Consider the following 18153-nt stretch of genomic DNA (forward strand, 5'->3'; position numbering starts at 1 on the left):
ACGCTACGCCGGGACGCCCGGACGCCACCGAGACACCGCCCCGTCGCCGAGACACCGCCGGATCCGGCGGCGTCTCGCGGGCGACGCGGCGTCGCGCGGGCGAAGGGGCGTCTCGCGGAGAGCGCAGCGGCTCGCCCCGGGTGGCGGGCCGGACCCACCACGGACGGGCGCGCCCCGCTCACGGGCAACGTGAAGCGTTGCGCGGGGCGCGCCGACCGAGCCTGCGAGGGAGGACGGTGCCAGCCGGCACCGTGCGTCCCGTCCGTCCCGGGGTCGCGTCTCAGGCGCGCGCTGCGCGCACCCGCTCGGTGAACGCGGCGTGCAGCGGGTGCTGCGCGTCGAGCCCGGTGATCTCGGTCGCGACGTCCGCGTCCGCGCGGTCGGACTGGAGCAGCTCCTGCAGCTCGACGCTCTGCTCGTCGTCCGCGACGTCGAAGCGCAGTGCCGCACCCATCGCGTCGAGCAGCGCGGTCGGCTCGGTGCCGTCCTCGGCCAGGGCTGCGGCCGGTGAGACGAATCGCTCGTCGCGGGACAGCTTGCGGAGCGGCTGCCGGCCGACCCGGGTGACCGTGTCGGGCAGGTGCGGGTTCTCGAACCGGCCGATGATCGCCTCGACGTAGGAGCGGTGCACCTCGGGGTCGAGTTCGTGGCGGCGCACGAGCAGGTCGCTCGTCTCGGCGAGGACCGACTCGAGCTCGGAACGCACCGCGGGGATCGCGATCGCGTCGGAGATCTTGTCCGCCCCGGCGAGGAAGCCGTGGTAGGCGACGGTGGCGTGCCCCGTGTTGACCGTGAAGAGCTTGCGCTCGATCGACGCCGCGAGGCCGTCGACGTAGTGGGCGCCCGGGATCTCGGGCTCGGAGCCGCCGAACGGGGTGCGGTCGATGGCCCATTCGTGGTAGGTCTCCACCGTGACGTCGAGGCCGGCGCCCTCGGGCTGGGCGGGGACGATGCGGTCGACGGCGGTGTTCGCGAAGACGGCCTTCGCCAGCGCCTCGTCGCGCGACTCGGCAGGCAGCGCGTCGACGATGAACTCGCGCAGCCGGTCGGTGGCGTTGATCGCGTTCTCGCACGCCATCACGGCCAGCGGCGCCGCGTCGGCGTCGCGCTGCCGGAGCGCGGCGGCGATCACGGGGGCGATGAACTTCAGGACCGTCGGGCCCACGGCGCAGGTGACCACGTCGGCCGCGGCGACCTCGGCGATGACGCCGGCCTCGTCCTGGGCGCTGTTGACGGCCCGGAACCCGGTGACCTCGTGGTCCTGGGCGCCCTGGCCGACCTCGTGCACGGTGTAGGAGTCCGCGGCGGCGAGGGCGTCGATCAGCGGGGCGGCGACGTCGGCGAACACGACCTCGTAACCGGCCTCGTGGAGCAGGAGCCCGACGAAACCACGCCCGATGTTGCCGGCGCCGAAGTGGACCGCGGTGCGCGTGCCGGAGGTCACTCGTTGACCTCGCCGAGGATCGACAGGATCGCCGCGGTGTCCGGGGCGTCGGTGAGCTTCTGGACCTCGTCCTCGTCGGAGAACACGATCGCGATCTTGGACAGGATGTCGAGGTGCTCGTTGTTCACGCCGGCGATGCCGACGACGAAGCGCACGGGGTTGCCGTCCCAGTCGATCGGGGTGGCGTAGCGGATGAACGACAGCGCGGACGACTTGATCGCGTCCTTCGCGTCGTTGGTGCCGTGCGGGATCGCGAGGAAGTTGCCCATGTACGTCGAGACGCTCTTCTCACGCTCGAGCATCGCCGGGTAGTAGTCCGCCGTGACCGCGCCTGCAGCCTCCAGGATCTCGGCGGCCTCCTTCATCGCCTCCGACTTGGTCGGAGCGGTGTCCTCCGTGTGGATGCGGATCTGGCTCTCCTGCAGGACGGGCATGGGGTTCTCCTTGCTGTTCGAGGACGTGGTGGAGGGGGCGGACCTGAGCCCGCCCCCTCCGATACTGCACGCTGTTACTGGTTCTTGAGCTGGTCGACGACCTGGTCGTACTGCGGCGCGTTCATGAAGTTGCCGACCGACACGTGCTGTGCGTTCGGGTTCTTCTGCCGGGCGCGGTCCGTCAGCTCCTCCTGCGTGATGATGAGGTCCTCGGTGCCGTCGAGGTTCGCGATCGCCTTGTTGACGACCGTGACGCCCTCGATGCCCGCCTTCTTCACCTTGTTCCGCAGGACGCTGGCGCCCATCGCGCTCGAGCCCATGCCGGCGTCGCAGGCGAACACGACGTTCTCGACGCGGGTCGCCGTCGCGGTGCCGGAGCCGACGCCACCGAAGGCGGCCTCGGTCTCCTCCTCCGTGCGCGGCGCGTTGTTGCCGAGCAGGCCCGAGGTCGCGGCGTTGACGTCGCGGCCCTTGTTGGCCTGGAGCTTCGCCATCGCGGCGGTCATGTCGCCGCCGCCGTTGGCGAGGTCACGCTTCCGGCTCGCGAGCAGGAAGAACGAAGCCACCGCGAACGACACCGCCGCGGAGAGGACGACCGACAGGATGACGCCGACGTAGCTGTCCTTCGCCGTCGCCGTGAGCACCGCGATGATCGAACCGGGCGACGCCGGGGCGACGAGGCCGGACTGGAAGGCGACGTTCGTCGCGACACCGGTGGCACCGCCGAGGATGACCGCGAGGAACAGGACCGGCTTCTGCAGCACGTACGGGAAGTAGATCTCGTGGATGCCACCGAAGAACTGGATCAGGATGGCACCGGGAGCGGTCGAGCGGGCGATGCCGACGCCGAAGAAGGTGAAGGCGAGCAGGATGCCGAGACCGGGGCCGGGGTTGGCCTCGAGCAGGAACAGGATGCTCTTGCCGGACTGCTGGACCTGCTGCGCGCCGAGCTGGTCGAGGACGCCGTGGTTGATGGCGTTGTTGAGGAAGAAGACCTTGGCGGGCTCGATGATGACGCTGGCGAGCGGCAGGAGCGAGCTGTCGACGAGGAACTTCACCGCGGCGCCGAGGCCCTCTGCGATGAGCTTGAACAGCGGCGCGAGCCAGAAGAAGCCGATGAGCGCGAGCGCGAAGCCGAGGATGCCGGCCGCGTAGTTGTTCACGAGCATCTCGAAGCCCGGCTTGATCTTGCCGTCCCAGATCTTGTCGATCTGCTTGATGAGGTACGCGCCGAGCGGGCCGCAGATCATCGCGCCGAGGATCATGATCGTGCCGTTGGCGCCGATGATGACGCCCATCGCCATGATCGAGCCGACGACCGCGCCGCGGGTCTCGTAGATCATCCGGCCGCCCTGGAAGGCGATCGCGAGCGGGATCAGGTAGGTCAGGATCGGGCCGACGAGACCGATGTTCGCGACCCCGTTCGTCTCACCGAAGCCGCCGAGGACGCCGACGGGCGTCCAGCCAGTCTCGATGAAGAACGCGGTGATGAGGCCCCACGCGATGAAGATCGCGATGTTGGGCATGACCATGCCGGAGAGGAAGGTGCCGAACTTCTGCACGGCGACGCGTGCGCCGCCCCGCGACTTCGCGGGAGCGTCGGGCGCTGCAACGGACGACGTTGTCATGTGCCTGGCTTTCTGTGATGGGTGCTGCAGTGGTGGAGGGTGTGGGGTGCTGCTGTGCTGCGGTGGTGCTGCGGCTAGGCGGCGTGCGCTGCGGCCGCGGCGGACTTGGCAGCCGCCGCGGTGCTCGCGGCGAGTGCCGCCTTCGCCATCTCGCGGGCCTGGTCGAGCGTGTGCTTGCCGAGTTCGGCGCGCACGTCGGCCAGGGCCGCGGGGGTCATCGAGAGGGTGGTGGCGCCGAGGCCGACGAGCACGACGGCGAGGAGCGGGTCGGCCGCCGCCTCGCCGCAGATGCCGACCGCCTTGCCGGCGGTCTGCCCGGCCTGCCCGAGCTGCGCGACGAGGCGCAGGACGGCGGGGTGCCACGGGTCCTGGTAGGACGCGACGGTGCCGAGCATGCGGTCGGCGGCCATCGTGTACTGGGTCAGGTCGTTCGTGCCGATGGACACGAAGTCGGCGTGCGTCAGGACCTGCTCCGCCATCAGGGCGAGCGACGGCACCTCGGCCATCACTCCGGCGGTGCGGATCCCGAGGTCGCGGGCGAGGTCGACGAAGTACTCGGTCTCCTCGGCGTCGGCGACCATCGGGGCCATCACCCAGAGGTCGGCCTCGGTCGCCGCGTCGGCCTGCGCGAGGGCGGTGAGCTGGTCGCGCAGCACCTCCTCGTGGTTCCGGAGGGCGCGGAGGCCGCGACGGCCGAGCGCCGGGTTCTCCTCGTCCTTGTCGGTGAGGAACGGCAGGGGCTTGTCGGCGCCGGCGTCGAGCGCGCGGACGACGACCTTCTTGCCCGGGAACGCCTCGAGCAGCTGGCGGTAGGACGCCGTCTGCTGCTCGACGGTCGGGGCCGTCGGCGCGTCGAGGAAGAGGAACTCGGTGCGGAAGAGCCCCACGCCCTCCGCACCGAGAGCAACGGCACCGGCGGCGTCGGCGGGGCTGCCGAGGTTCGCCAGGAGCGGGACGGTGTGCCCGTCGGCGAGCGCACCGGCGGTGAGCGGCGCGGACGCCGCGGCGGCGCGCTCGGCGATGCGGCGCTCGACGTCGGCGACGAGCTCGTCCGACGGCTCGGTGACGACGGTGCCGGCGGCGGCGTCGACGACGACCTCGGTGCCGTCGGCCAGGGCGTCGGCCCCGGTGACGCCGACGATGGCCGTGATGCCCTTGGCGCGGGCGAGGATCGCGGTGTGCGAGGTCGGGCCGCCGTCACGGGTGACGAGCGCCTGCACCTTGTCGAGGTCGAGGAGTGCGGTGTCCGCCGGCGCGAGGTCGCGGGCGACGAGCACGAAGGGGGTGTCCGACTCGGGGACACCGGGGGCGGGGACGCCGCGGAGCTTCGCGACGATGCGCTGCGCCACGTCGTCGAGGTCGGCGGCACGCTCCCCCATGTAGCCGCCCATGCCGACGAGCAGGTCACGGAACTGGCCGAACGCCTCGAACACCGCACGCTCGGCGTTCGTGCCGCCGTCGATGCGGGCGTGCACGTCGTCGAGGAGCGTGGGGTCCTGCGCCATGAGCGCCTGCGCCTCGAGCACGGCCTGGGCGTCGCCGCCGGCGAGCTGCCCGCGCTTGTTGAGGTCCTCCGCGACCACGGCGAGCGCGTCGTGCACGGCCTGCTTCGCGTCGTCCGCGGAACCCTCGAGCGGGGCGGTCGACGGTTCGCCGAGCGGGTCCGCCATGCGGAGCACGGGGCCGTGGGCGACGCCACGGCCGACGCCGGTGCCGAGCAGTTCGGTCATTCGAGACTCCTTCATCTCACGCGGAGGTGCTTGGGGCTGCCGCGCGACGAACGATGGCTCGACCGCGGCGGCGTGACGTCACACTACCCCGATCCACGTTGACAAACAAACACATCCGGGGATAAAAATGCAGAAACAGATGCCCGTTTGCGTCTGACGGACGAACCGATCCGCGCTGATCCGTCGAGATCGTGCCCGGTCGTGTCCGTTCCGTTCCGAGCACGCCGATCGACCGAGACGACGAGGTCCATGTACGCACCAGAGCGCCACCAGCGCATCGTCGAGCAGGCGCGGGCGCACGGCCGGGTCGACGTGAAGGACCTCGCCGAGCTCCTCGCGGTCACGCCCGAGACCATCCGGCGCGACCTCACGAGCCTCGAGCGGCGTGGCCTCGTCCGCCGTGCGCACGGTGGCGCCATCCCGGTCGAGCGGATCACCCTGCACCCGGGGGTCGGTGACCGCGGCGGCATCAACCAGGCCGAGAAGATGGTCATCGCCGAGGCGGCCCTCGGCGAACTGCCCGAGAACGGCTCGGTGATGATCGACGCCGGGACCTCGACGATCTGCCTCGCCGAGATGCTCCCGACCGACCGCGGGCTGACCGTCGTCACGCACTCGCTCCCCGTCGCGATGGCCGTCGCGAACCGCCCCGGCATCGACCTGCACCTGCTCGGCGGCAACATCCGCAGCGACTCGCTCGCCGGCGTCGGGACGTGGACGCACCAGCTCATCGGCATGGTGAGCGTCGACGTCGCCTTCGTCAGCATCAACGGCATCACGCCCGAGCGCGGCCTGACCACGCACAACATGGCCGAGGCCGCCGTGAAGAGCGCGATGATCAAGTCCGCGCGCCGGAGCATCCTGCTCGCCGACCACACGAAGTTCGGACGCGAGGAGTTCGGCCGCGTCGCCCCGCTCGCCGCGATCGACACGATCATCACCGATCCCGCCGTCAACGCCGACCTCGTCCGCGAGGTCGAGGCGGCCGGCACCGAGGTCTTCTGGCCCGGCCGCGACTGACGTCCGGCCGCCAGGACCGTCCCACCCGGCGCTCGCTACCATGAGCGCCACCACCCCGTCGACAGGAGTTCATCGATGTCCGAAGCCACCCGCACCGTCACCGTCGCCAGCGCGTCCGGCCTGCACGCCCGCCCCGCCTCGCTGTTCGTCCAGACCGTCACTGCGTCCGGCCACCAGGTGACGATCGCCAAGGGCGACAAGTCCGGCAACGCCGGCAGCATCCTGGCCCTGCTCGGCCTGGGCATCGAGAACGGCGACGAGGTCACCCTGACGGTGTCCGGCGACGACGCCGAGGCGACCGCCGACAGCCTGGTCGAGTTCCTGCAGACGGACCACGACGCGGCCTGAGCGCGCAGGTCGCGGTCGCGACGCGACCGACGGACGGACGGGCGCGGCCCGCCCAGCGGTGACGCGCCAGCGTCACGCGGGCCGCGCCGACCGAGCCTGCGAGGGAGGGGTGGCTGCGCAGCCACGGGCCTCCCGTCCGTCCCGGGGTCGCGGTCACCCCGTCGGCGGACCGACGTCGGCTACGCGTACCAGCTGGCCAGGAATCCGCCGACGCCGAGGGCGCCGACCAGGGCGGTGCCGCCCACGGCAGCGGTCCAGCCGTCCGCCGCGGGCGGCGCGCCACATCCGGCGAGCACGAGCAGGAACCCGGCGGCCACGATCGTGACCGTCTGCAGCACCGGCAGGACGACGACGCCTCGGACGTGCCGCCGGACGAGCAGCACGAAGGGCGACCACCCCGTCCGGAGTGACCGACCGAGCCGACGGAGCACCGCCACCTCGGCCAGCACGATGCCGACCAGCACGGCGACGCACCACGTGCCCACGGCGAGGGGCGTGCCCACCGTCACGCCGATGAGCACCCCGATGGTCCCCGCGAGCACGAGACCGACCACGATCAGGGCCGTCCCGAAGGACGCCAGCCGGACGGCCGCTCGACGGAACGCGCTGAGTGGACCGGTCGCCCCCGGGTGTTCCGCCAGCACGACCGCCGCGTCCGCGAGCACCGCGATCGTGCCGCCCCGTCGCTCCCGGGCGCGGAGGAGCTGCCAGCGCGCCCAGGGGTCGGCGGGCGATGCGGCCACGGCGGCGGCGAGCGCACGCTCCGCCGTGCCCGGGTAGCCCTCGCGGTCGGCGAGCCACGCGAGGGCGAGGTGGACCTCGGTGTGCTGCGGGTGCCTCGCCGCCGCCCGGACCGCCGCCGCGTAGGTCGCGCCGTCGACGGCACCGGACCGGAGGTCGAGGACGAGCTGCGCCGCGGCGAGGTCGCCGTCCTCCGGACTGAGCGCCACGGCGGCCGACCAGGCAGCGCGAGCCTCGCGCAGGTCCCCAGCCGCCTCGGCGAGGTGCGCGGCGAGCCGGAACGCCTCGACGTCCTCGGGATCGGTCGCGACCGCGCGGCGGACCGCGGTCCGGGCTGCGTCGAGGTCTCCTGTCCACCAGAAGACGACGGCGAGGACGCGCAGGACCTCGGCGTCGTCTCCGTGCAGGGCGAGGGCCGCCGTGAGCGGTTCGACGGCGTCCTCCGGCCATCCGTACCGGAGGAGCTCGGCCGCGGCGACGAGCGCGCGGTCGACGTGCTCGTGACGCTCGGCGGGTGGGTCGACTGCTCCGGTCACGACGCTCATCGTGGCCGGGCCGAGCCTCGCTGTCGACCCCGCGCACGAGGGGTGTCCGGACGCGCCGATAAGGTGGTCGGCATGACACGCCTGCGCCTCGCATCCGTCAACGTGAACGGCGTCCGCGCCGCGTTCCGGAAGGGCATGGGCGACTGGCTCGCCACCCGCGACGTCGACGTCCTCGCCCTGCAGGAGGTCCGTGCGTCCACCGACGACCTGACCGGGCTGCTCGGCGACGAGTGGGACGTCGTGCACGACCCGGCGACGGCGAAGGGCCGCGCGGGCGTCGCCATCGCGTCACGGAAGCGCGCGCACCTGCACCGCGTCGAGCTCGGCGCCGCCGACTTCGACTCGGCCGGCCGCTGGATCGAGGCCGACTACGAGGTCGGCGACACCACGGTCACGGTCGTGTCGGCGTACGTGCACTCGGGCGAGGTCGACACCCCGAAGCAGGACGAGAAGTGGAAGTTCCTCGACGCGATGACCGAGCGGCTCCCGGCGCTCCGCGCGCACAACCCGCTCGCGGTCGTCGTCGGTGACCTCAACGTCGGCCACGACCAGCGCGACATCAAGAACTGGAAGGGCAACGTCAAGCGTGCCGGGTTCCTCCCGCGCGAGCGTGCCTACTTCTCGCGGTTCTTCGGCGCCGACGGCGAGCAGGTGGAGGGCGCGGACGGCTCGACCGGACCGGGGCTCGGCTGGGTCGACGTCGGTCGCGAGCAGGCCGGCGACGTCGACGGCCCGTACACGTGGTGGTCCTGGCGCGGCCAGGCGTTCGACAACGACAGTGGCTGGCGCATCGACTACCAGGTGGCGACCCCCGAACTCGCGGCGAAGGTCGCGCAGTACACGGTGGACCGCGCCGCGGCGTACGACCAGCGATGGTCCGACCACGCCCCCGTGGTCGTCGACTACGAGCTCTGATCCTCCTCCCACCCCCGCACCACCAGGACACCTCCATGACCACGACGCGCATCTTCTCCGGGATCCAGCCCTCCGCCGGGTCCCTCCACCTCGGCAACTACGTCGGGGCGCTCATGCAGTGGCGCGACCTGCAGGACGACCACGACGCGATCTACTGCGTGGTCGACATGCACGCGATCACCTCGCCGCAGGACCCGTCCGAGCTCCGCGCGAGCACCCGGGCGACCGCGGCGCAGTACATCGCCTCGGGCATCGACCCGACGAAGTCGACGCTGTTCGTGCAGTCGCACGTCCCCGCGCACGCCGAGCTCGCCTGGGTCCTCAACACCCTCACCGGCTTCGGCGAGGCCAGCCGGATGACCCAGTTCAAGGACAAGTCGGCACGTCAGGGCGCCGAGGCGGCGTCCGTCGGCCTGTTCACCTACCCGATCCTGATGGCCGCGGACATCCTGCTCTACGACACCGCCGTCGTCCCGGTCGGCGACGACCAGCGCCAGCACGTCGAGCTGACCCGGGACCTGGCGAACCGCTTCAACTCCCGGTTCGGGGACACGTTCGTCGTGCCGGAGGCCAAGATCGGCACCGAGACCGCGCGGATCTACGACCTGCAGGACCCGACGAGCAAGATGAGCAAGTCGGCCGCGTCCGACAACGGCCTCATCCGCCTGCTCGACGACCCGAAGCGCACCGCGAAGAAGATCCGGTCGGCGGTCACCGACACCGAGCGCGAGATCCGGGCGGACCGGCAGGCGAAGCCCGGCGTCACGAACCTGCTCGCTATCCTGTCCGCGTTCACGCGCACGCCCGTCGCGACGCTCGAGGAGCAGTTCGTCGGCAAGGGCTACGGCGACCTCAAGGGCGCGGTGGCCGACGCCGTCGTCGCCGAGCTCGAGCCGGTGCGGGCGCGCACGCTCGAGCTGCTCGACGACCCCGCCGAGCTCGACCGCCTGCTCGCGGTCGGCGCCGACCGCGCCGAGTCCATCGCGCAGGCGACGCTCGCCCGGGTGTACGACCGCATCGGCTTCGTGCCCCGCACCCGCGGCTGACGATGCTGCCCGTCACGCTGTCGTCGGACCGGGTCCGGCTCGACCTGCCGACCCGGTCCGACACGGCGGCGATCACCGCGGCGTGCCAGGACCCCGACGTCGTGCGGTGGACGACCGTGCCGACGCCCTACACCGAGCAGCACGCGCGGACCTTCCTGGACGCCCTCGTCGGCCCCGGGTGGGCGTCCGACCGCGAGTACACCTGGGCGATCCGCCGCACCGGGTCGACCTGGCTCGAGGGCGTCGTGTCCTTCCGCACCGAGCACCGTGACCTCGGCTTCTGGCTGGCGCCGTCCGCCCGGGGCGCCGGGCTCATGCACGAGGCCGTCGACCTGGTCGTCCGGTGGGCGTTCTCCCAGGGCGCCGCGGACGTGTACTGGGAGTGCTACGAGGGCAACACCGCGTCGGCGTCCGTCGCCCGCTCGGCCGGGTTCTCGTTCACCGGCACCGGTCCGGCCCGCATCCCCGCACGGGACGGTGCGCCGACGACGGCCTGGACCGGGCTCCGTCGCGCGGACGGCGTCCCGGCGTCGGCGCTCCCCTGGCCGGACGCGTCCTTCCGTGACGGCGGCGTCGTTCGCTGACAGGGGACAAGTCGGTGACGCGTCACCACGCTCCCGTCGGTAGTGTCGGAGCGTGACCACGTCCCCCCTCCCGCCGGCTCGTCCGGCCGAGGTCCGTGCGATGCAGCGAGCGCTCGACCTCGCGGCCCGCGGACCCGTCGTCGGCGACCACGCCCGCGTCGGCGCCGTGGTGCTCTCCCCCGCCGGTGACGTCCTCGCCGAGGGCTGGCACAAGGGCGCGGGGACCCCGCACGCCGAGGTCGACGCGATGGCCAAGCTGTCGCCGGAGCAGCTCCGCGGCGCCACGGCCGTCGTCACCCTCGAGCCGTGCAACCACACCGGACGCACCGGGCCCTGCGCCGTCGCGCTCATCGAGGCCGGCGTCGCACGGGTCGTCTACGCCGTCGACGACCCGGGCGTCCAGGCGCGCGGGGGCGCCGACCGCCTGCGCGCCGCCGGGGTCGAGGTGGTCTCCGGCGTCCTCGCGGACGAGGCCGAGGCGTTCCTCGAGCGCTGGCTGCTGTCGGTCCGCGCCGGGCGGCCGTGGGTCACCGTGAAGTGGGCGTCGAGCCTGGACGGTCGTGCCGCGGCTGCCGACGGCACGAGCAAGTGGATCACCGGCGCGGCCGCCCGCCAGCACGTGCACGAGCAGCGGGCCGCGCACGACGCCATCCTCGTCGGCACGGGCACCGTGCTCGCCGACGACCCGAGCCTGACCGCCCGCGGCGACGGCGGCGAGCTCCTCGCCGACCAGCCGCTCCCGGTCGTCCTGGGCGACCGCCCCGTGCCCGAGGACGCCGCCGTCCGTCGGCACCCCCGCGGCCTCGTGACCCTCCCCGGGCACGACCTCGACACCGCCCTGCGCAGCCTGCGCGACCACGGTGTCCACTCCGTCTTCGTCGAGGGGGGTCCGACGATCGCGTCCGCGCTGATCGCCGCGGGTCTCGTCGACGAGGTGCTCGTCTACCTCGCCCCGGTGCTGCTCGGAGGTCCCCGGACCGCCCTCGGCGACGTCGGGGTGGGAAGCATCGGCGAGCGTCACCAGTTGGACGTAACATCGACCACCAGCCTCGGCCCCGACCTGCTGGTCCGCGCACGACCCCACCGTTCCCGGCCCGGTACCGGACCGACGACGGCGGTCGACGAGCGCGGAGACGACGGGGCTCACGACGACCGGAGCACCCCATGACCGACGCACTCACCTCCCCCACCCCGGGCAGCCCGGTCCAGTTCGAGGTCGCGACGAACGTACCGACCACCCACGGCACCTTCCAGATGCGCGCCTACCGCGACCTCGTCACGGGCGCGGAGCACGTCGCGATCATCGCGACGGACGACGACGGTTCACTGCCCGGCCCCGGTGCGCTCGTGCGGGTGCACTCCGAGTGCCTGACCGGCGAGGCGTTCGGCTCGCTGAAGTGCGAGTGCGGACCGCAGCTCGACGCCGCGCTGGACACGATCGCCGCCGAGGGCGGTGTGGTCGTCTACCTGCGCGGGCAGGAGGGCCGGGGCATCGGCCTCATCAACAAGCTCAAGGCCTACCGCCTGCAGGAGGACGGCCTCGACACGCTCGACGCGAACCTGGCGCTCGGGCTCCCCGCCGACTCGCGGGAGTACGGCGGCGCGGCCGGCATCCTCGCCGACCTCGGGATCACGAGCGTCCGCCTGCTCTCGAACAACCCGGAGAAGCGCCGACAGCTCGAGGAGCACGGCATCACCGTCGAGTCCCTCGTCCCGCTCGTCGTCGGGGTCTCCGCGCAGAACGCCGGGTACCTCGACACGAAGCGCGACCGGATGGGGCACCAGCTCCCCGCGCACCTGCAGGCCGGCGCCGCGAGCTGACCACGAGCAGGGCTGCGCGGACGACCGCGCGGCGATGCGCGGCGCGGGCGACCCCCAGCGCCGCGCCAGCCGATCCTCGGTGGATTCGCAGCTGGGCGACATCTGTCGTACGCTGGGTGCTCCGTCACGAGCGGTCCCAACAACCGAACGCACCCGGCAACGCCCGCGCCACCCCGCGCGGACCAGCCGGTGTCCGCAGCTTCGGAACACCGCCGCGCTCGTCCGAGCGCTCCCCTCGGAGTCCCCCGCACCATGTCCGCCGCACCGGCACCCACGTCCACGACCACACCGGCCCCGGCCGCCGAGAACCCGCGCTCCCGCGTCGTCATCGCGAGCCTCGTCGGCACGTCGATCGAGTTCTACGACTTCTACGTCTACGCGACCGCCGCCGTCCTGGTCTTCCCGACGCTCTTCTTCCCGAACGAGGACCCGACGGCCTCGCAGCTGTCGTCGTTCGTCACGTTCGCCCTCGCCTTCTTCGCCCGGCCCGTCGGGTCGATCCTGTTCGGCCACTTCGGTGACCGCATCGGCCGCAAGGCGACGCTCGTCGCGTCCCTGCTCGTGATGGGCGCCGCGACGTTCCTGATCGGCTGCCTGCCGACCTTCGCGAGCGTCGGCATCTGGGCGCCGGTGCTCCTCGCCGTCCTGCGCTTCGCCCAGGGCGTCGGCCTCGGCGGCGAGTGGTCCGGCGCGGCCCTGCTCGCGACCGAGAACGCCCCGAAGGGCAAGCGTGGTGTCTTCGGCTCGATGCCGCAGCTCGGCGCCCCGATCGGCTTCCTGCTCGCGAACGGCCTGTTCATCGCGATCAACGCCGCCATGCCCGCCGCCGCCGACGGCACCCCGAACGCCGACTTCCAGGCGTGGGGCTGGCGCATCCCGTTCCTGCTGTCCGCGGTGCTCGTCATGGTGGGTCTCTACGTCCGCTTCAAGCTGGTCGAGTCGACCGTGTTCCGCGGTGTCCAGGAGAGCGGCTCGGTCGCGAAGCTCCCGCTCGGCCGGGTGTTCCGCACGTCGTGGAAGGCCGTCGTCGTCGGCACGTTCGGCATGGTCGCCACGTACGTCCTCTTCTACTTCATGACGACGTTCACGCTGAACTACGGCACGAACCCGTCCGAGCCGGCACCGCTGCAGAAGCTCGGGCTCGGCTACAGCCGTGGGGAGTTCCTCACCCTGCTCATGATCGGCGTGGTGTTCTTCGGCATCTTCACCCCGATCGCCGGCTGGCTCGCGGACAAGTACGGTCGCCGCCGCACCCTGATCCCGACCACGCTCGGCATCGCCCTGTTCGGCCTGACGTTCCAGCTCTGGTTCGCCGCCGCCACCGGGCCGATCACCGTCGTGACGTTCCTGATCGTCGGGCTGTCGCTCATGGGCCTGACGTTCGGGCCGATGGGGGCGCTCCTGCCGGAGCTCTTCCCGACGAACGTCCGGTACACGGGCTCCGCGCTGGCGTACAACATCGCGTCGATCATCGGGGCCTCGCTCGCGCCGACGATCGCGCTGAAGCTGTGGCAGCCGGACGGGAACATCTTCTTCGTCGGGCTGTACCTGACCGGGGCCGCCGTCGTGACGCTCGTCGCCCTCCTGCTCGCTCGCGAGACCAAGCAGGCCGGCCTCGCGGACGGGGACGCGACGACGACGCGTCGCTGACGCGACCCCGATCGGACTGGAGGCACGGTGCCAGCTGGCACCGTGCCTCCCGTCCGTCCTCGCGCAGCGCGCACCCACCGGTCGGTGCGAGACTGGACGACGGCCGCCAGCACCTCCCGCACGGGCGGCAGGAACCAGGAACGATGAGTCTCTTCGCACGTGCCAAGAAGTCCGACGGGCCCCGCGCCAGCTTCGGACGGCTGCTGACCTACCTGTTCGAGAACAAGCCCGCGATGGCCGTGATCATCGTGCTGAGCGTCCTCGGAGCCGCCGCATCGCTCGCGCAGCCGCTGCTGGTGAACCAGGTCGTGACGGCCGTGCAGCAGGGCGACACCCTGTCGGTCCTCGTCTGGGTGCTCGTGGCGCTCGTGCTCGTGTCCGGACTCCTGAACGGCGTCCAGCACTTCCTGCTCCAACGCGCGGGCGAGGGCGTGGTGCTCTCGACGCGCCGCAAGCTCATCGCGCGGATCCTCAACCTGCCGATCTCGGAGTTCGACACGCGGCGCACGGGTGACCTCGTCTCCCGCGTGGGGAGCGACACGACGCTCCTGCGCGCGGTGCTCACGCAGGGGCTCATCGAGTCGATCGGCGGCGCGCTCACGTTCATCGGCGCGATCATCGCGATGGCCGTGATCGACCCGCTCCTCCTCGGGATCACGGTCGTCATCGTCCTCGTCGCGATCGTCGTCGTCGGCGGGCTCAGCCGGCGCATCCGCATCGCGTCGAAGCGGGCGCAGGAGAAGGTCGGCGACCTCACGGCCGCGATCGAGCGCGGCATCGGGGCCGTGCGGACCATCCGCGCCGCCGGCGCCACCGACCGCGAGGTCCGCGAGGTCGACGACCACGCGACCGAGGCCTACCGTCGCGGCCTCGACATCGCGAAGATGTCGGCGTTCGTCGTGCCGGTCGCGAGCATCGTCATGCAGGTCGCGTTCATCGCCGTCCTCGGTGTCGGCGGGGCACAGGTCGCCGCCGGGCAGATCACCATCGCGACGCTCATCACGTTCATCCTGCTGCTCTTCATGATGGTGATGCCGCTCGGGCAGGCCCTGGGCGCGGCGGTGGCCGTCGCGCAGGCGCTCGGCGCGCTCGGCCGCATCGAGGAGATCCTGCACCTGCCGACCGAGGACCAGGACGACGGCGCCGTGCGGGTGGCCGCCGCGACGGAGACGGACGACGCGATCGCGTTCGAGCACGTCACGTTCCGGTACGCGCGGGGCGCCGATGCGTCCGGCGCGGACGGGGCTGCGGGTGCGGGTGCCGTTGGTGGCGGTGCTGGTGCTGGTGATGGCGCTCCTGGTGCGGACGACGTCGTGCTGGACGACGTGTCCTTCCGGGTGCCGCGCGGTGCCCGGGTCGCGCTCGTCGGGCCCTCGGGCGCCGGCAAGTCGACGACGCTCGCGCTCATCGAGCGGTTCTACGACCCGACCGCCGGTGTCATCCGGCTCGGCGGCGTCGACGTGCGCGGGCTCGACCGCGCGGAGCTCCGCGCGCAGATCGGCTACGTCGAGCAGGACGCCCCCGTGCTCGCCGGCACGATCCGGGCGAACCTGCTGCTCGGATCCCCCGACGCGTCCGAGGCCGAGTGCGTCCGCGTGCTCGAGGCCGTGAACCTCGGCGACGTGCTGCACCGCGACCCGCGTGGCCTCGACGCGCAGGTCGGTGAGGACGGCGTGATGCTCTCCGGCGGTGAGCGGCAGCGGCTCGCGATCGCCCGGGCGCTCCTGGCGGCGCCGCCGATCCTGCTGCTCGACGAGTCGACCTCGTCGCTCGACGGAGTGAACGAGCAGAAGATGCGGCTCGCGATCGACGCCGTGGCCGAGGACCGCACCCTGCTCGTCATCGCCCACCGGCTGTCGACCGTGGTGGACTCCGACGTCATCGTGGTGCTCGAGCACGGCCGGGTGGTGGGCACGGGCACGCACTCCGAGCTCGTGCAGTCCACCCCGCTGTACCGGGACCTGGCGAAGCACCAGCTCCTGGTCTGAACCGTCAGGCGGCGAAGGGGTCCGGCGTCAGGACGTACACCGACTCCAGGTACTCCTCGATGCCCTCGTGCGACCCCTCGCGCCCGAGTCCGGAGGACTTCACCCCGCCGAACGGGAACGCGGCGTTCGAGACGACGCCCGTGTTCAACCCGAGCATCCCCGTCTCCAGGCGCTCCGCCAGCCGCTGCCCCCGCCGGAAGTCACCGGTGAACGCGTAGGCGACCAGGCCGTACTCGGTGTCGTTCGCGAGCCGGATGCCCTCCTCCTCGGTGGCGAACCGGGTGATCGAGACGACCGGGCCGAAGATCTCGGTCGTCAGGATGTCGGACCCCGGCTGCACGTCGTCCAGGACGGTGGGCGCGTAGAAGGTCCCCGGCCGGTCGACCCGCTCCCCGCCGGTGACGAGCCGCGCCCCGCGCTGCACGGCGTCGTCGACCAGGGCCGCGGCCTTGTCCACCGCCCGGTCGTCGATGAGCGGCCCCATCGTCGTGCCGTCCTCGGTCCCGCGGCCGATGCGGAACGCGTCCACCTTCGCGGTGAGCGCCGCGGTGAAGGCGTCCGCGATGCCCTCCTGCACGAAGAAGCGGTTCGCGGCGGTGCAGGCCTCGCCGACGTTCCGGAACTTCGCCTGCATCGCGGCCTCGACGGCCTGGTCCAGGTCGGCGTCGTCGAAGACCAGGAGCGGGGCGTTGCCGCCGAGCTCCATGCTCGTCTTGAGGACGGTGTCCGCGGCCTGCTTGAGGAGCGCCGAGCCGACCGGGGTCGACCCCGTGAAGGTGAGCTTGCGGAGGCGACGGTCGGCGAGGATCGGCGCGGACAGGCCCTTCGCGTCGAGGGCCGGCACGACGTTGAGCACGCCGTCCGGGAGCCCCGCACGGCGGAACAGCTCGACGAGGAACAGCGTCGTGAGCGGGGTGAGCTCGGCGGGCTTGAGCACCACGGTGCAGCCGGCGGCCAGGGCGGGCCCGATCTTCCGGGTCGCCATCGCGAGCGGGAAGTTCCACGGGGTGATCGCGTACACCGGGCCGACCGGCCGACGCAGGACGATCCCGCGGCCGGTACCCTCCGGGTTCGTGCGGTAGTCGCCGTGGATCCGGACGGCCTCCTCCGAGAACCAGCGGAGGAACTCGGCACCGTAGGTCACCTCGCCCCGCGACTCGGCGAGGGGCTTGCCCATCTCGAGGGTCATGAGCGCGGCGAGGTCGTCCTCGTGCTCGAGCGCCAGGTCGAAGGCCCGGCGCAGGATGTCCGACCGCGTGCGGGGCGGCGTCGCGGCCCACGACTCCTGCGCGGCGGCAGCGGCGTCGAGGGCGGCCATGCCGTCCTCCGGTGTGGCGTCGGCGACCTCGGCGAGGACCTCCCCCGTCGAGGGGTCCCGGACGGCGAACGTCGCGCCACCGCTCGCGGCCCGCCACTGCCCGCCGATGAACAGGCCCGTCGGTACCCCCGTCACGCGGACGTGCTCGTCCGCCACGGTCGTGGTCGGACCGCCGTCGTGCTCGGTGCCGGCGCTGGTGGTGTCGGTGGTGCTGGTGGTGTCGGTCACAGTACTGCTCCTCCGGGGTTCGCGAGCCCCTCGTCCATGTCGCTGCGGTCGACGTGTCCGCCGACCGCTCGGATGTCGTCGAGCGCCGCAGCGCTCCGGTCCGGGTCGACGCCCGCCACCAGGTCCTCGTACACGGCGACGTCCAGGCCGGCTTCGCGGCCGTCGAGCGCCGAGGCCCGGACGCAGTGGTCCGTCGCGATGCCGACGATGTCGACCGTGGTCACGCGGCGCTCCGCCAGCAGGTCCGGCAGGGCGGTGCCGTCCTCGGTCACGGCCTGGAACGCCGAGTAGTCGGGACGGCCCTGCCCCTTGAACACGTGGACGTCCACGACCGAGGTGTCGAGGGCCGGGTGGTACTCGGCGCCCGCGGTCCCGCCGACGCAGTGCACGGGCCAGGTGTCGACGAAGTCCGGGCCCGCCGCGCCGGCGAAGTGGCCGCCGTTGTCGTCGTCGCCGTGGTGCCAGTCGCGGGACCCGACGATCAGGTCGTACTCGTCGGCGTGCCGACCGAGGAACGCCGTGATGCGCTCCGCGAGGGCGGCCCCGCCGGCGACGCCGAGCGCACCGCCCTCCGTGAAGTCGTTCTGGACGTCGACGACGAGCAGTGCCCTGGCCATGCCGTCCATCCTGCACCCGGCGCCTCCGAGCCCGGTCGGCCGCGAGGGCGACGCGCGCAGGACTCAGCGGAGCGCGAACAGGGCGGCGTCCGTCGC

Annotated in this window: 15 protein-coding genes and 1 pseudogene; 9 read left to right on the forward strand and 7 right to left on the reverse strand. The window is 72.4% G+C overall.

Annotated elements, in window-relative coordinates; translation table 11 throughout:
* Positions 1–280: 280 nt before the first annotated feature.
* The 4 genes from LQK89_RS10975 to ptsP form a co-directional block, all read right to left on the reverse strand.
* Positions 281–1444, reverse strand: coding sequence for a mannitol-1-phosphate 5-dehydrogenase (locus tag LQK89_RS10975; protein WP_231049121.1), 1164 nt, complete (start codon positions 1442–1444; stop codon positions 281–283).
* A complete protein-coding gene (locus LQK89_RS10980; protein WP_022907882.1) occupies positions 1441–1878 on the reverse strand; it encodes a PTS sugar transporter subunit IIA in 438 nt (145 codons plus the stop codon). Before LQK89_RS10980 ends, LQK89_RS10975 begins: the two co-directional genes overlap by 4 nt.
* 74 nt (positions 1879–1952) lie before the next feature.
* Positions 1953–3506: a PTS mannitol transporter subunit IICB gene (locus tag LQK89_RS10985; protein WP_175325883.1), complete on the reverse strand. Its 1554-nt coding sequence runs from the start codon at positions 3504–3506 to the stop codon at positions 1953–1955.
* Positions 3507–3580: 74 nt separating this feature from the next.
* Positions 3581–5236, reverse strand: coding sequence for a phosphoenolpyruvate--protein phosphotransferase (gene ptsP, locus LQK89_RS10990; RefSeq protein ID WP_231049122.1), 1656 nt, complete (start codon positions 5234–5236; stop codon positions 3581–3583).
* 249 nt (positions 5237–5485) lie between these two features.
* Between ptsP and LQK89_RS10995 the strand changes: the two genes are divergently transcribed.
* On the forward strand, positions 5486–6256 hold the full coding sequence (locus tag LQK89_RS10995; RefSeq protein ID WP_231049123.1) for a DeoR/GlpR family DNA-binding transcription regulator: 771 nt from the start codon (positions 5486–5488) through the stop codon (positions 6254–6256).
* Between the two features lie 75 nt (positions 6257–6331).
* Positions 6332–6604: an HPr family phosphocarrier protein gene (locus tag LQK89_RS11000; protein WP_058742743.1), complete on the forward strand. Its 273-nt coding sequence runs from the start codon at positions 6332–6334 to the stop codon at positions 6602–6604.
* 179 nt (positions 6605–6783) lie between these two features.
* Here LQK89_RS11000 and LQK89_RS11005 read toward each other — a convergent pair whose 3' ends face one another.
* On the reverse strand, positions 6784–7881 hold the full coding sequence (locus LQK89_RS11005) for a tetratricopeptide repeat protein (protein WP_231049124.1): 1098 nt from the start codon (positions 7879–7881) through the stop codon (positions 6784–6786).
* Between the two features lie 81 nt (positions 7882–7962).
* On the opposite strand from LQK89_RS11005, the gene LQK89_RS11010 reads away from it, so the two are divergent.
* The 7 genes and pseudogenes from LQK89_RS11010 to LQK89_RS11040 all read left to right on the forward strand — a co-directional run bounded on the left by LQK89_RS11010 (position 7963) and on the right by LQK89_RS11040 (position 15894).
* On the forward strand, positions 7963–8805 hold the full coding sequence (locus tag LQK89_RS11010; protein WP_231049125.1) for an exodeoxyribonuclease III: 843 nt from the start codon (positions 7963–7965) through the stop codon (positions 8803–8805).
* 35 nt (positions 8806–8840) lie between these two features.
* Entirely contained in the window at positions 8841–9851 is a 1011-nt protein-coding gene (trpS, locus tag LQK89_RS11015) for a tryptophan--tRNA ligase (protein WP_058742715.1), read from the forward strand.
* Positions 9852–9853: 2 nt separating this feature from the next.
* Positions 9854–10435, forward strand: coding sequence for a GNAT family N-acetyltransferase (locus LQK89_RS11020; RefSeq protein WP_231049126.1), 582 nt, complete (start codon positions 9854–9856; stop codon positions 10433–10435).
* A gap of 100 nt (positions 10436–10535) precedes the next feature.
* Positions 10536–11603 (forward strand): bifunctional diaminohydroxyphosphoribosylaminopyrimidine deaminase/5-amino-6-(5-phosphoribosylamino)uracil reductase RibD, encoded by a 1068-nt coding sequence (gene ribD / locus LQK89_RS11025; RefSeq protein WP_141863351.1) that lies wholly within the window; start codon positions 10536–10538, stop codon positions 11601–11603.
* A gap of 29 nt (positions 11604–11632) precedes the next feature.
* A pseudogene (ribA, locus tag LQK89_RS11030) lies at positions 11633–12256 on the forward strand (GTP cyclohydrolase II); the annotation flags it as partial.
* 252 nt (positions 12257–12508) lie between these two features.
* Positions 12509–13906: an MFS transporter gene (locus LQK89_RS11035; protein WP_175325885.1), complete on the forward strand. Its 1398-nt coding sequence runs from the start codon at positions 12509–12511 to the stop codon at positions 13904–13906.
* Positions 13907–14049: 143 nt separating this feature from the next.
* Positions 14050–15894 (forward strand): ABC transporter ATP-binding protein, encoded by a 1845-nt coding sequence (locus LQK89_RS11040; protein ID WP_058742712.1) that lies wholly within the window; start codon positions 14050–14052, stop codon positions 15892–15894.
* 4 nt (positions 15895–15898) lie between these two features.
* Here LQK89_RS11040 and LQK89_RS11045 read toward each other — a convergent pair whose 3' ends face one another.
* Complete coding sequence (locus LQK89_RS11045; RefSeq protein WP_231050788.1) at positions 15899–17368, reverse strand: NAD-dependent succinate-semialdehyde dehydrogenase; 1470 nt, start codon at positions 17366–17368, stop codon at positions 15899–15901.
* A gap of 68 nt (positions 17369–17436) precedes the next feature.
* Positions 17437–18057, reverse strand: a complete 621-nt coding sequence (locus LQK89_RS11050) for an isochorismatase family protein (RefSeq protein WP_231049127.1) — start codon at positions 18055–18057, stop codon at positions 17437–17439.
* Between the last annotated feature and the right edge of the window lie 96 nt (positions 18058–18153).

The organism is Curtobacterium sp. C1 (assembly GCF_021049325.1).
Lineage (GTDB): Bacteria > Actinomycetota > Actinomycetes > Actinomycetales > Microbacteriaceae > Curtobacterium > Curtobacterium citreum.

Bases quoted from the DNA above. Each gene is read 5' to 3' on its own strand.
- LQK89_RS10980 (WP_022907882.1), bottom strand. From the start codon at position 1,878: ATGCCCGTCCTGCAGGAGAGCCAGATCCGCATCCACACGGAGGACACC.
- LQK89_RS11035 (WP_175325885.1), top strand. From the start codon at position 12,509: ATGTCCGCCGCACCGGCACCCACGTCCACGACCACACCGGCCCCGGCC.
- LQK89_RS11040 (WP_058742712.1), top strand. From the start codon at position 14,050: ATGAGTCTCTTCGCACGTGCCAAGAAGTCCGACGGGCCCCGCGCCAGC.
- LQK89_RS11020 (WP_231049126.1), top strand. From the start codon at position 9,854: ATGCTGCCCGTCACGCTGTCGTCGGACCGGGTCCGGCTCGACCTGCCG.
- trpS (WP_058742715.1), top strand. From the start codon at position 8,841: ATGACCACGACGCGCATCTTCTCCGGGATCCAGCCCTCCGCCGGGTCC.
- LQK89_RS11010 (WP_231049125.1), top strand. From the start codon at position 7,963: ATGACACGCCTGCGCCTCGCATCCGTCAACGTGAACGGCGTCCGCGCC.
- LQK89_RS11000 (WP_058742743.1), top strand. From the start codon at position 6,332: ATGTCCGAAGCCACCCGCACCGTCACCGTCGCCAGCGCGTCCGGCCTG.
- LQK89_RS10995 (WP_231049123.1), top strand. From the start codon at position 5,486: ATGTACGCACCAGAGCGCCACCAGCGCATCGTCGAGCAGGCGCGGGCG.
- LQK89_RS11050 (WP_231049127.1), bottom strand. From the start codon at position 18,057: ATGGCCAGGGCACTGCTCGTCGTCGACGTCCAGAACGACTTCACGGAG.
- ribD (WP_141863351.1), top strand. From the start codon at position 10,536: ATGCAGCGAGCGCTCGACCTCGCGGCCCGCGGACCCGTCGTCGGCGAC.
- ptsP (WP_231049122.1), bottom strand. From the start codon at position 5,236: ATGACCGAACTGCTCGGCACCGGCGTCGGCCGTGGCGTCGCCCACGGC.
- LQK89_RS10985 (WP_175325883.1), bottom strand. From the start codon at position 3,506: ATGACAACGTCGTCCGTTGCAGCGCCCGACGCTCCCGCGAAGTCGCGG.